General features: G+C 70.1%; 15 protein-coding genes. 11 read left to right on the plus strand and 4 right to left on the minus strand.

From position 1 onward, the window contains the following. Nucleotides 1-35: 35 nt before the first annotated feature. From ACWD3O_RS08470 to ACWD3O_RS08485, 4 genes are all read left to right on the plus strand, one after another. Nucleotides 36-347, plus strand: a complete 312-nt coding sequence (locus ACWD3O_RS08470) for a hypothetical protein (RefSeq protein ID WP_451415269.1) — start codon at nt 36-38, stop codon at nt 345-347. A gap of 139 nt (nt 348-486) precedes the next feature. Then, entirely contained in the window at nt 487-975 is a 489-nt protein-coding gene (locus ACWD3O_RS08475) for a single-stranded DNA-binding protein (RefSeq protein ID WP_451415270.1), read from the plus strand. 260 nt (nt 976-1,235) lie between these two features. Further along, nucleotides 1,236-1,994 (plus strand): hypothetical protein, encoded by a 759-nt coding sequence (locus ACWD3O_RS08480; RefSeq protein WP_451415271.1) that lies wholly within the window; start codon nt 1,236-1,238, stop codon nt 1,992-1,994. A gap of 473 nt (nt 1,995-2,467) precedes the next feature. After that, nucleotides 2,468-3,490, plus strand: a complete 1,023-nt coding sequence (locus tag ACWD3O_RS08485; protein WP_451415272.1) for a hypothetical protein — start codon at nt 2,468-2,470, stop codon at nt 3,488-3,490. Here ACWD3O_RS08485 and ACWD3O_RS08490 read toward each other — a convergent pair. Continuing rightward, nucleotides 3,477-4,805 carry a hypothetical protein gene (locus ACWD3O_RS08490; protein WP_451415273.1) on the minus strand — a complete coding sequence of 443 codons (1,329 nt, stop codon included), beginning with the start codon at nt 4,803-4,805 and terminating at the stop codon, nt 3,477-3,479. The genes ACWD3O_RS08485 and ACWD3O_RS08490 overlap by 14 nt on opposite strands. 307 nt (nt 4,806-5,112) lie before the next feature. Here ACWD3O_RS08490 and ACWD3O_RS08495 point away from each other — a divergent pair, with 307 nt between their 5' ends. The 6 genes from ACWD3O_RS08495 (at nt 5,113) to ACWD3O_RS08520 (ending at nt 9,009) form a co-directional block, all read left to right on the plus strand. After that, a complete protein-coding gene (locus tag ACWD3O_RS08495) occupies nt 5,113-5,646 on the plus strand; it encodes a hypothetical protein (protein ID WP_451415274.1) in 534 nt (177 codons plus the stop codon). Further along, nucleotides 5,643-6,188, plus strand: coding sequence for a hypothetical protein (locus tag ACWD3O_RS08500; protein WP_451415275.1), 546 nt, complete (start codon nt 5,643-5,645; stop codon nt 6,186-6,188). The genes ACWD3O_RS08495 and ACWD3O_RS08500 overlap by 4 nt, the downstream gene beginning before the upstream one ends. After that, nucleotides 6,185-6,862, plus strand: coding sequence for a hypothetical protein (locus ACWD3O_RS08505; protein ID WP_425823752.1), 678 nt, complete (start codon nt 6,185-6,187; stop codon nt 6,860-6,862). Before ACWD3O_RS08500 ends, ACWD3O_RS08505 begins: the two co-directional genes overlap by 4 nt. Then, nucleotides 6,859-7,356 (plus strand): hypothetical protein, encoded by a 498-nt coding sequence (locus ACWD3O_RS08510; RefSeq protein ID WP_332757082.1) that lies wholly within the window; start codon nt 6,859-6,861, stop codon nt 7,354-7,356. Before ACWD3O_RS08505 ends, ACWD3O_RS08510 begins: the two co-directional genes overlap by 4 nt. Before the next feature lie 241 nt (nt 7,357-7,597). Then, complete coding sequence (locus tag ACWD3O_RS08515) at nt 7,598-8,452, plus strand: hypothetical protein (protein ID WP_332757083.1); 855 nt, start codon at nt 7,598-7,600, stop codon at nt 8,450-8,452. Next, the gene (locus ACWD3O_RS08520) at nt 8,449-9,009 is read left to right on the plus strand and encodes a hypothetical protein (protein WP_451415276.1); all 561 of its coding nucleotides are present in this window, start codon (nt 8,449-8,451) and stop codon (nt 9,007-9,009) included. The genes ACWD3O_RS08515 and ACWD3O_RS08520 overlap by 4 nt, the downstream gene beginning before the upstream one ends. Nucleotides 9,010-9,687: 678 nt before the next feature. Here ACWD3O_RS08520 and ACWD3O_RS08525 read toward each other — a convergent pair. From ACWD3O_RS08525 to ACWD3O_RS08535, 3 genes are all read right to left on the minus strand, one after another. Then, complete coding sequence (locus ACWD3O_RS08525; RefSeq protein WP_451415277.1) at nt 9,688-10,485, minus strand: glycosyltransferase family 2 protein; 798 nt, start codon at nt 10,483-10,485, stop codon at nt 9,688-9,690. Nucleotides 10,486-10,525: 40 nt separating this feature from the next. Continuing rightward, nucleotides 10,526-10,888: a hypothetical protein gene (locus ACWD3O_RS08530; RefSeq protein ID WP_332757086.1), complete on the minus strand. Its 363-nt coding sequence runs from the start codon at nt 10,886-10,888 to the stop codon at nt 10,526-10,528. A gap of 179 nt (nt 10,889-11,067) precedes the next feature. Continuing rightward, nucleotides 11,068-11,412: an SH3 domain-containing protein gene (locus ACWD3O_RS08535; protein WP_351866868.1), complete on the minus strand. Its 345-nt coding sequence runs from the start codon at nt 11,410-11,412 to the stop codon at nt 11,068-11,070. Nucleotides 11,413-11,798: 386 nt separating this feature from the next. Between ACWD3O_RS08535 and ACWD3O_RS08540 the strand changes: the two genes are divergently transcribed. Next, on the plus strand, nt 11,799-12,103 hold a 305-nt coding region (locus ACWD3O_RS08540), incomplete at its 3' end, for a hypothetical protein (protein ID WP_451415278.1).

A 12,103-nucleotide genomic window follows, 5' to 3' on the forward strand; every position in this document is an offset into this window, starting at 1 on the left:
TTCACCCCATCCGCACATGAAGGGGACCGCCCGTCGTGTTCACCACCGAGCTGCGCCACCACATCCTCGACCAAGGACTGGCCGCGTTGCGCCGCACCGAGACAGAACGCCAGTACCTCGACCCTGACGTCCAGCTACTGGCCTACACCGCCATGACCACCACCCTGGCCGGCATCAGCACGCGGCTGCTGGAGGCTCTGTCCTGTCATCAGCCAGGCCTGGCGCGGCGCCTCGCCGACGAACTCCTCGACCTCCGCGACGACCCGCAGGAGATGGCCGACTACCTGCGTGCGCAGGCAGCGGCCGCCACCCATCGACGTAACACCCACGAAGTGCAGGCGGCCTGAGATTCGCGAGATCTCGCCGCCGACGCCCTCCCCCGACACCATTCGTTCGTCACCACCCCACGGCGGCCGGCACACACCGAGCCACCCCCCCCCGGCAACGTGCGCGCCGGCCGCCACCCACTCACACCAGGAGAAGTGCATGGCAGGAGAGACCGTCATCACCGTCATCGGAAACCTCGTCGACGACCCGGAGCTGCGCTTCACTCCCTCCGGCGCGGCGGTCGCGAAGTTCCGTGTGGCCTCCACCCCGCGCACCTTCGACCGGCAGACCAACGAGTGGAAGGACGGGGAGAGCCTGTTCCTGACCTGCTCGGTCTGGCGGACGGCGGCGGAGAACGCCGCGGAATCGCTCCAGCGCGGCACGCGCGTCATCGTGCAGGGCCGACTGAAGCAGCGGTCGTACGAGGACCGAGACGGCACCAAGCGCACGGTCTACGAACTGGACGTCGACGAGGTCGGGCCGAGCCTCAAGAACGCCACGGCCAAGATCGCCAAGACCACCGGCAACGGCACGGGCCGTGAGGAGTTCGGCAACGCCCGCCAGGCGACCAAGGCGGCGGGAGACCCGCCCGCCGAGGACCCGTGGGCCACCAACTCGGCTCCCCCGAGCGACGAGCCGCCGTTCTAGCACGGGTGAAACCGACCGACCGGCGGGCCAGGCGAACTCCGCCTGGCCCGCCGGAGGCATGTAGGGGACAGGACAGGGAGAAAACACGTGGCGGCCTTGATGACCCGCCTGGGCAAGCGTCGCGACTGGTGCTGCCCGGGACACAGCCTCAAATCTCTCGACCACGGCACCGAGCGCGCTCGTGAACACCGTGAATGGCACCGAGAGATCACCCAAGAACTCACAGACCGAGAGGACCCCGCTCCGTGCCCGCCCCTCCGATGATCTCCCCGCTGCTCACCTACAAGCACATCGCCGCCCTGCGGCGCGACGCCGCCCGCGACGTCATCACGCTCATCGCCTCCACCCTCCAGGAGCAGATCCCAGGAGCCGCCTATCTCACCTTCGGCCAGGAGGGCGACCTGTGGTGGCTGGAAGCAGTCCTCGCAGCCGACGGCCGTCGGCTCCACACCATCGGCCACCCCCGGCCCGAACGCCTTCCGTCTCTGCCAGCCGGTTCTGCGCACCACTCCGCCTGGCAGGCGGCGGATGCCGACCCCACCAGCCCACAGCAGCTCCTGTTCCGCATCATCCAGTTGCTCAACGACGGGATGGAGCCCGATCTCCTCCCTGCCGACCTTCCCCACGGGCCCGACCGCCGAGGCATCCCCTGCATCCTCCTCGCGCCTGACGCCCAGCCGGATGACGAACACCCCCTCAACGCGAACCGGCTGCTGCGCCCCCACACCACCCCCACCCCTGATCTTGCTGGGCCCGAGTCACCCATCACCGAACTGCTGCGAACGGCACACCCCGACCAGGTACGAACAGCAGCGGAAGCCGGACGCCCCACCGCACCGGCAGCGCCGGAAAGGCAGCGCACCCGCCACTTTCACATCAGCGAGGAGTGCATCCACGGGGAGGTCAAGCGTCGCCTGTGCGATCACATCCCGAGGAACGGCAACTGGCGCGTCCGAGAAGTCCCATGTGCCGAGACATCCTGCCGCGACGGCCGCCCTCAGCCTGACGTCCATCCGTGAACGGACCGTAGTGCCGACTCGCACTCAGCCAGCGCGCACTTCGCAGGTCAGGACTCCCGCGGCGGGACGACGGGGGAACGCCCCGCCGCAGGCGTCGGTTCACCGTACGTCCCACACACGAGTCAGACGGCGGGTCGCCGCTGATTGTCCGAAAACCGGCCCGGCGCCACAGAACGCGACCTGTCGTCGTGCCCGCCGCTGCCGAGGACAGCTGGTCTGATACGCCGGACCCGGCGTGTGCGGTCCGGCTGGCAGCGGCAGCCGCTACGCTGCCCTCAGCGCTGGACACGCACCGCGCAGACCCGCCACCCGCTCCCACGCAGCAGTGGCACGCAGGGGTTCGAAGGCCCGCCGGCCAGGAGACCGGCACCGGCGCCACGTCGGCAAGGGCCCGTGGAGTAGTACCGCGCACCCTCCTCCGAGCGAACTGGGGCGGCGCCGGCGTGGGAGACCCGCCCGTGGAGCCGTCCGCCGTGACGAAGAACCAGAACACCAGCAACAGCCTCGCTGCCCGCGCTCGCACCCTGGCCGAGAAGACCGGCATGCCGTACACCGCCGCCCTGCGAAGCCTGCGCACCCCGCGCACAGAGCAGACCGTCCCGGAGCCCGGCTTCGCCCTCACCAAGGAGGTCGAACGGTTTGTCGACGGCCGGGACCAGATCGGCGTCGAGTACGACCTGCGCGCCTTCCTCGCCGAGCGCACCGCACGCCGGTACGACTGCTACGAGTGCGGGGAGGACGTGCACACCGCCACCGACCCCACGAGCGTGCAGTTCACCGTGTCCGTCTTCGACCCCGACCTCAACCCGGGCACGCACGTGATGATGACGCAGTACGCTCACCTCGCCTGTGCACCCTCGGAGATCCGCTGGGCGGTGCCGGCCGAAGTCCCCTCGCAGCCGTTCACCGTCCGCGTCGACGCCGGCACCGAGGACGGGGAGCAGCGCGTCGTGGCCTACGAGATCACCGCCACCGCGCACCTGCTCACGGGCGACGAGCCCGACGACCCGCAACTGCCCGTGCTCCTGCTGAACGCCGAGGTGGAGAACTACGAACCCCACCCAAGCCTGTACGAGTTCTTCGACTTCAACCTGCTCGAGGACGGCTTCCCCGCCCAGGGCGCCGGGGAACTGGGGCCGCACGGCTGGTCGGTACGCCTGGAGCACCCGGGCACCGGCCCCTTGGCGCCGAGCTGGGTCGCAGTACGCGCGGCCACCGCGCCCGCGGACGCGGACGCCGGGCACGGGCACTTCTTCCTCGGCGCCGTCGACCTCACCGACGCCTTCGTCTCGGCCGTCCGCGAGCGCGGCCAGGTGCTCCTCCTCGCTGGCCCCGTCGGGCCACGCACTGTGCTGCCCGACCTCAACGGTGAGGACGCGGACGTGCTCGACCTCCTCAACGACCGGCTGGTCCGCGGCGGGTGGTGCCCCCTCGACGCCCCCGCAGACGGTCACGCCCGCCCAGCGTTGTCCGAACGGGCCCTCACCCGGTCGTGACACCAGCCGCCGGAGACCCGTCGGCCGGAGCGTCCGGCACGGCGGGTGGATGCAGCTCCCGGCGCAGCGCGCCCCCGTCCACGTACGAGGCCACGGTCCGCGCCAACTCCAGGAGCCGGCGCACCACCAGGTCGTGCTGGGGCGGGTCCGTGAAGTCCCGCCACACGGACCGGGCGGAGGGCTGCATCTGCTTGGGCAGCGGGCGCTTGCGGGTTCGGGTACCGGCCAGGGTGCCGTACGCCTCTTGGACGGCGGTGTCGACCCGGTGCAGGCCGCACACCGGCGGCTTCGGGACCTTCACGCTGTCCCGTCCCGCGTCGGCCGCGGCCACCACCGCGGCGGTCAGATCCGACCCGGTCGGGCTGCCCTCGACCGCGGCCGTGTACGCGACGCAGACGGCGTGCGCGTACCGGCGGATGGCCACGACCGCCTCCGCAGTCGCCCGCTCCCGATGCACCAGCGCCAGCGCGCTACGAGCCTGCGCCTGCTCCAGCAGCAGGGCGTGCCACTCCGCATCGGCCTCCCCCTCCCGGGGCGCCGCGGTCTTCCCGACGTCCCGCTCCGCCTCCTCCCACCGGCGGTGCGCCGACCACTGGGCCCGGTGCGCCAGCTCGACCGAGCCCTTCATCCGGTCCAGCGTCCGCTGCAGCTCGGCCGGCCACGGCTCGGGGCCGCCGTCCGGGTCCGGGGCGGCGACGTCCGGGTACAGCACGGCGTAGCGAGCCCACAGGGTGCGGTAGTGCTCACGACCGGCCTCGGTGATCCGATAATCGCCCTGCTTACCCTCGGCGTACGGCGGCGACGGGCGGCCGACGAGCGCCTCGTAGGTGTTATGGCCCCAGATCCGCCCCGTGCCCGGGTCAGCCCTCCACAGCCGGACGAGGCGCTCCCACGCGTACTCCGACAGCTCACCGGCGCGGCGCCGACCCGGCTCCTTTGTTCCCGCCCGCACCGCCGCGCGCCCCGCCCGGGTGAGCTTCGCCTTCACCGTCCGGGACTTCCCCCTGGGCCCTTCGACGACCTCGTCCCGGACCTCGATCAGCCCGTACCGCTGGAGCGCCTGGAGCGTCGACCCGGCGCCGTCGTCCCGGACGTCCCGAAGGGCGAGGGCCCGCTGCACCGAGGTGAGCCTCGCTCCCGGCGTGACCACGTCGATCCACCGCCACACAGACGCCGGTGTGTCGTCGTAGCAGCCAGCGGCGGCGTCCTGCGCCCGCGCGGTCTCCTGCGCCTGGTCTTGGTCGTACAGCACCGTCATGTAGGTCTGCTGCCGTGAGTTCAGCGCTTCCCATGCCGCCTGCGCCTTGGTGGCCACTAACTGCTCCCTTCCCGTGCCGATCCCAGCCTGACGCATCACCAGGCACCGCTCGTGCAACACCGGTCACCGCCCGGCGGTCTTGCCTCTGTGTCGGTGGCAGCCGGTACCGTGTAGCTGTACGCCACGGCATGCCGCGAACCGCCGTTTCCGCTGCCGCCCCGCGCCCACGCCGCACCGGGGCAGCGCCGCCGGACAAGGACTGCACCAGGGTCCCGCGCAGTACCACCCGAAGGATCCGTCTGTCCGGCTGCGCCCACTCACGCGACGTCCGGCGGGAAGCGTGGGGTCCCGCTGTGGAGCGACCGTGACCAAGACCGGCAGCGACTACCTCAAGCGCAAGGCCCGGGAGATCGCCCGTACGACCGGGCGCCGCTTCCCCGACGTCCTCGCCCAGCTGCGCCGCGAGCGTGACCACGCCTCGGCCGGCCGCCGACCGCGTACTCCCTCGACGGAACTCGTCCTGCGCTGCCGCGGCTTCGCACACCCCATCGACGGAGGACGCTGCGCCCAGCCCGCCGGCCACCCCGGCCACTGGACGTGGTGCGGGCCCGAGCCGCACTTCGCCGCCTACGTCTGGCAGGGCTACGTCGAGGCCCGGGACGCGGCCGAGCACGCCAAGCACGAAGCGTGGCTGACGTCCCTCACCCCGCAGCAGCGCGCCGAGTACGAAGCCGAGAACGAAGCCGCCTACCACCAGGCCATGGCCGACGAGGCCGCCGAGCCCTACGACCCGGACGAGGACAGGCGCATCGAGTACGCGCTCGACGCGGCCGACGAGGAACGCTGGGCCGACGAAGCCGAGGCCGACGGTTTCGAGTACGACGAGGAGTACCGGTGAACTACTGGAAGATCGTGCAGGAACGCGCAGCCGAGTGCTGGGTGGCCCACACCCAGCCGGGTGCCTCGTCGCTGGCCGGCCTGCCGGCGATGGCGACCCACGCCGAACAGTTCGGCTTCTCCTACACCCTGCATGTCGCGCAGATGCTTCTGTCCGGCGTCGTCTTCAAGAGGTGCCCGGACCGACTCCGTACGGCCGCCGGTGTCCCGGACCTCAAGCGCCTGGTGCTCGATCGCGCCGATGCAGTCACCACGCTCACCGTGGCCGAAGACCTGCGGGCCGTGCGGGGCATGCGGCTCGACCAGGCTCTCGAGCACGTCGAGGACCTGGTGTCGGCCACCGCCCGCGCCCGGGTAGTCGTGCAGAGCGTGCTGGAGCAGGTCCCACGTGGCGCGGAGGGCCGGGCGCGGATGCTGGACATCCTCTTCGAGCTACGCGGCGACCCGACAGCCATCGCCGGGGTCCTGGCCCTCACCGGCAACGCCATGTCAGCGGTGATCGTCCCGCAGAGCCGTAACACCACGGACGGAGAACCGACGTGACCACGACCGGTACGGCGCTCAAGTCCTACGGCCCCATGCAGTTCCCCGACCGCGCCGGCCTGCACCTGTGGCAGTTCGAACGCGCCCGGCGCCTCGGCCTGATCCCCGGCCCTGACGTCAACGGTAAGCGCTGGTCGCGCGCCGTGTTCGACGACGCCATCGCCCGCATCGACACCATCAAGCAGGCCACCGGAACACTCCCGGACGTCGGCGCCGCCCGGGCCGAACGACACCTCGCCGACCGCTTCTCGATCACCGTCCATTCCGGCACGGCCGCCGAGCTCGCCCGCCGGGGCCACCTTCCCGTCAGGGGGGAATACCACGCCCGCCCGCTCTACTGCGGCCTCGCTCTGGAAACCTTCCGCGACCGCCGTACGGTCCAACGCGCCTCGGCCGCGGGCCGCCTACACCTGCGCGACGCGGCGGCGAAGACCCTCGGCGTGAGGGAGAGCGACTTCGACCACCTCCTTCGGGCCGGCCTGCTCACCCATTCCGAGATCGTCGAGGGACGGCACCACACTCTGGTTCGCCTCTACCGTCAGGCCGACCTGGACCGGCTCCTCCGGAGCCGCCGCATCGACTGGCGGGCTGTCCACGCGACCCCCAAGGGCCATCGATCCCCGCTCGCTGCCCTCCCCACCAAGAAGCGCACCGATGGGGCGACGGGCGGATGAACACGCAGCTCGACGACCTCTTGCAGAAGCTCTCGCTGCTGGACCGGCTGGAGTTGGTGCGCCGGGTGCGGGTGGGCTCCCTGACACTGCACGTCGGCGACCGGGTGAGGGCCAGCCACCGCCTTCGGGGCTCATACCCGGACGAGGACCTGGAGGCTGAAGAGGGGTGGGGCGCGGAGCCGGCGGACTACTGCCTCACCCATGACGTGCCGGCCGGGGCGCTCGGCCGCGTGACGCTGGTCCGGCAGTACGTCACCCCGTTCCCGTACTGCATTCGCTTCGACAACGACGTCGAGTTGGGCCTAGCCGAGGGCGATGTCTTCCGCGTCCCCGAGCAGCCCTCGGAACGACAGCGGGAACAAGACGAGGCGCTCTGGCACGTCCCAGCCGACGGGGCGTTCACCACATACTGCTGCCGCTGGATCGACCGGCTCAGCCGGATGTGCCCGCAGTTCAAGGGCCACCCAGGTCCGTGCGGGCTGCCACCGCAGTGACGGTATCGTCCCAGCCCCGGCTATCACGCCGCACGAGCATCAGCGAGCGCGCAGAGCGTTTCCGAGTCGATGCCACCACCCTGTCGGCCGTGCACCGGTGCACGGCCGACGCCTGCTGCACTCGCTAGAGCACCCCATGCCCCCCTCCAGGACGACCGTGTTCACGGCCGAGGAGGGTGTCCGCTTTACCCGGCACAGTGCTCCCTGCATCGGCTTCAGCGGCAGACCCCCGGAGAGCATCATGAACCACACTTCCGAGACCAGCCTTGAGAAGGCGACCGAGCCGGAGACGGGCGTCATCACCGGCGTCGTCGTCGATGACCCGGGCACACCCTGTACTCCGGAGTACGCACGGACTCTGACGGAACGCGCCCTGCATCTGGCCGACGAGCTGGACGGCACGATGACGGAGATCGTCCGTGTGAAGGCATGGGAGCCCTTGGGCTACCGAGACCCGCGCGAGTACGTACTCAAGGAGTTCACCAACTCCTCCCGAGCGCACCGCTACCGACTGGCGCGCTTCGCCGCCTTCGCCCACCAGCTGACCGAACGGCTCGGTGACGACGCCTTGGAGCTGCAGCTGACCGAGCGCGCCCTGCGCCAGGTCGCTCCGAGCCGTGACGCCGAAGTGATCAATGCTCTGGAGAGCCGCCTGGCCGATGCCGATAGTTCGGAGGACATGGACGAGGCGGTGAACGAGACGCTCCGTGCGCACTCTCGAAACGCGCCACCGGAGGAGGACATGTGGGCCGGCGAGGACGAACCCCAGGCCCGGCAGGGCGGTGCGGCCCCCGCCTCGCGGCGCGACGACAGCGAGGGCTGGGGCGCTGATACCGACTTCGACTCTGACGGCTTCGATGACGAGCCACAGGAGCCTGTCCAGCCTGCCGTCGCGCCCCCGAGCAAGGCCGCTCTGGCGGAAGCTGACCGCTACGAGGAGTTCTTGCGCGCGATGCGTGTGATCGCCGCGACGGGCGGCGAGCTCCCCGGCATCCTCGACAACGCCGATGAGCCTGAGGAGAAGGAGCTGATGGAGCTGGCGCAGAAGGTGGGCGGGGTCGCCGCAGCTACGGAGGAAGCACTCAGCGCCCTGTGACCGAGGGCGAGCACCAGACGCTGCAGGCGGTGGAAGGCGTTGAGGCGGTTCTCGCGAGAGATTCGCTTCTGCCAGGTACAGCCCGAAGCTGTGGCCCTCACCCCGCCTCAGCCTCGGAGGACCTCGTGTTCACGGCCCGCCACGCTCGCCCCCGCCGCATCACGACTCAGCAGTTCACCCACGCTCTGGCGTCCAGCGACGTCGTGCGGGAGATCCAGGCGGCCACGGGCCTGGTGCACCGCTACGAGGCATACGGCCTGAGCCGAAGCAGCGCCGGTTGGGTCGCGGAGGACCACCTGCGCCGGGCGCTGTTGGGGTTCCAGCAACTGGTGGACGCTTACGTTGCCGGAGCGCGAACGTGGGCGGGCCGAGCGTGGCGACGGCGCCAGACGCGCGACGTGCTGGAGAGCATGCGTGAGGCGCTGTGGTTCACCATGCGGATGCAGGAGCCGACTGAGCTGTTCTGGCCGCCCGCCCTCTTCTACCGCAACGTCAGGACCACCGTGCTCGATCAGGCCATGCTGCTGCTCGATGAAGCGGAGCTCACAGCCGCATGACGGCACCAACGGCAAGGCCGAACCGGCGAGATCCGAACCAGAAGAGGGACTGTGCTTCAAGACCGAGCTCGACTCGGCGCCGATGGGATCACTCAACCGGTGCCAGCTCCCCTCTACCAGGCTGACTACCTGAAGCTGCTCGGCGCCGGCATCCTCATCGACCGCCGCGGTCACGCCCTGGGCGCCGCGGAGTGCGGCTGGGCGTGCGGTGGTCTCACCGACGGCTTCACGTGTCCGCTGAGCCTGAGCTGCCCTCTGTGCCACGCCCAGCCGTCCCAGCGATGCCGCAGACCGAGCGGACATGATGCAGACCCACACGTCGGCCGGCTTCATGAGGCTGGAGCGATCGACCGGCAGCGCGAGGAACGTGGTGACCCAACGCTGCCAGCCCCTTGGCCTGCGGAATGATCCAGCAGGCACCACCACCCGGGCTTGCAGTCAGACCAGTGACTTCGCCTCGTTCAGGCAGTCTGGCGAGTTGTAGGTTCCGCGAGTTCGTGAGCAGTGGTTGCTGCGGAAACGCCGGAATCCGGGCTTCGTGAGCACTGCCCCTGTCGGCCGATCATGAGCACCAGGACGGTCACGGAGCCAGAGACCGTACCCACGGTCTCGACGAACCCGCAGGTCGCGAGATCGACTGCTCACCGAACTGCGGAATTGCTCGGACAGTGCTCATGATCACGCGGAATTGCTCACGAAATCGCGGAACCTACACGAGTGCAGCGCCCGGTAGAGAGCTCGTTCGGCCCGACCTTGGTTCCAGGCGTGCGTACGCGCGTCGAACTCCGCCTGATCGCGGTAGTCCACGTCGGCTGTCCACTGGTCATCGTGGTCCCGCCGATGGTAGACGACAGCGGGCAGCAGCTCCCCGGCACTGCGGCCCGTGACCCCCATGACGTAGGTGTAGTCCTCACCCTTGTGCAACCCGCCATGGCCTACGGCCCGAGCGAGCTGGGTGTCGGTGAGGAGCATGCAGTGCCCCAACGGGGGCTTGCTGCCAGTGGCTGTCGGCCAGTACGTCCAGACGTCTCCGGGCTCGTGCCTTCCGACCGGGGTCGGGCACATCCACGTCTCCAGGCTTCCGTCGACCCGCCAGTCGGCGGACCAGCCGGCGACCCACCGGAGCCCACTGTCCATGGCGCGGTCGTACCGCACAGCGAGCGAACGCTCGGGCAGCCGATCGTCATCGTCGGCGAAGGCGACGAAGCGTGCGGACACGTAGTTCAGCGCCGTATTCCGAGCCGGCGCGGGACCCGGATCGGGCCGGGCGCAGACCCGCACTCGATGATCCTTGGCGATCAGCTCGGGGATGCGCTCCGGATCCGCGCGGGGGCCATTCGGTGCGATGATCCATTCCCACGTCACCTCTGTCTGCAGGCGGAGGCTCTCATAGAGCTCCTCCAGGTAGGCGAGACGGCGGTTGCTCAGGCCGGTCGGGGTGATGACGGCGACAGCCGGTTCGTCGGTGTAGGGCATGTTCGACTCCGATGTGGTGCAGGTCGGGCGGTAAGAGGGGCTATGCGACGCGGCCGGCCGTCGGCTGCTGCTGTCCGGGGCGCTCCGCCCAGCTGCCAATCAGTGCGGAAGGTCGCAGCGCGATCAGACGTGCGGAGCGGGGCAACTGCTCGGCATACGCCGCCAGCGCTGATTCGTCGTCGAGCGGGTCGGGTGCGAGTCGGGCGAGGGCGACCAGCAGCTGTACCGACTCGTCCTCGTCTTGGTCCAAACCGGACCAGCGCAGGACCAGGAGGTCATCGCGTTCTGTGGCCCGCTGGGGGCGGGCCCAGGGCGCCGCCTGCTTCCATCCGCTGCTGTCCAATACGACAACGGGGAAGATCACACCGAGGCCGTAGTGGGCGGCCAAGGGTGGTCGGTTCACGGAATGTGTCTCCTTCCGAGGCTCCGCAGGGAGGGGAGGACTCAGGTGGCGTTTCAGGAATCGGTGGAACTTGGCCGTGTTGGGCTGGGTGGGCCCTGGCGCTCTCGCGTCAGGGCCCACCCATGGCGTGAAGGCCGGAACGGCGCCTTCGGGGGCGGTTGCCGCGCCCTGTGGCGCGGTTAGTCCAGTTGCATCGGCACCGAGATGTAGTAGGCGCTGATCCATCCGGTCTTGCCCGAGTTGGCCCCGCTGCGGACCTTGATGTGGGCCCAGGTGCCGCTCTTTGCGTAGCAGGCCACCGTGATCTTGGTGTCGGTGCGCAGCAGGCCCAGGGACGTGTAGCTGGTGCTCGGGCCGTTGCGGAGGTGGACGGTGGTTGAGGTCCAGGCGGTGTAGTCGGCCACGTTCTTGGTGCACGCGGTGGAGCCGACTGCGGATGCGGGAGCGGCGAGGGCGGTGGCTCCACCGAGCATGAGGGCTGTGACCGCGGTGGCGGTCGCGGCCCGGCGGGTCAGAGGTCGCATGGATTACTTCCTTCGTTGTCGAGAGACGGCGTTCGGCTGGCGGCGCGAGACATCCTCGGCGGTGCGCGAGCCTCTGGAGGGCGTCGAAGAGGCACTGGTGGGACCTGTGCCGGCACTGCGAGCCCCGCTGGGTGGGTCGGAAGCTGTGAACTACTCATGTCCTGAACGTATGAAGCAGAGCGGACAGGCTCTTCTGCGGCCGAATGCTGTGCCGAGGCGCTGACGACGGGGGCCCAACAGGACAGTGGTCACCACCCCGGCGCGTGGTCGAGGCCGCCGGTAATGCGCTTCGAGGGAGGTGTCCGCTTCCGTTCCTACTGTGCGTCTCGTTGGAGATCGTCGATCCGCGGCGGCCTGCCAACGTGCGATGAAGGGCAGCGAGACGCATGAGTAAGAGGAGTACGACGCCGCGCCGGCGCATGATGCGGGTGGCCTCGGCCGCCGTCATGGCAGTCGGCGTGCTGGGCGTCGCCACCACCGGTGCCTCGGCCGCAGAGGTGAGCGCCACGGCGCAGGTGAAGGCCGATGCGGCCGGGGACGAAGGGGCCAAGGCCGACGCGAAGACGGTCGTGACGCCCGCGGACGACCCGACCGAGCCGGGAACCGACCCGGGCACGGACCCGGGAACCGATCCCGGCACCGATCCCGGTACGGACCCCGGTACGGACCCGGGCACCGATCCCGGTACGGA

Source organism: Streptomyces sp. NPDC002640 (assembly GCF_053592575.1).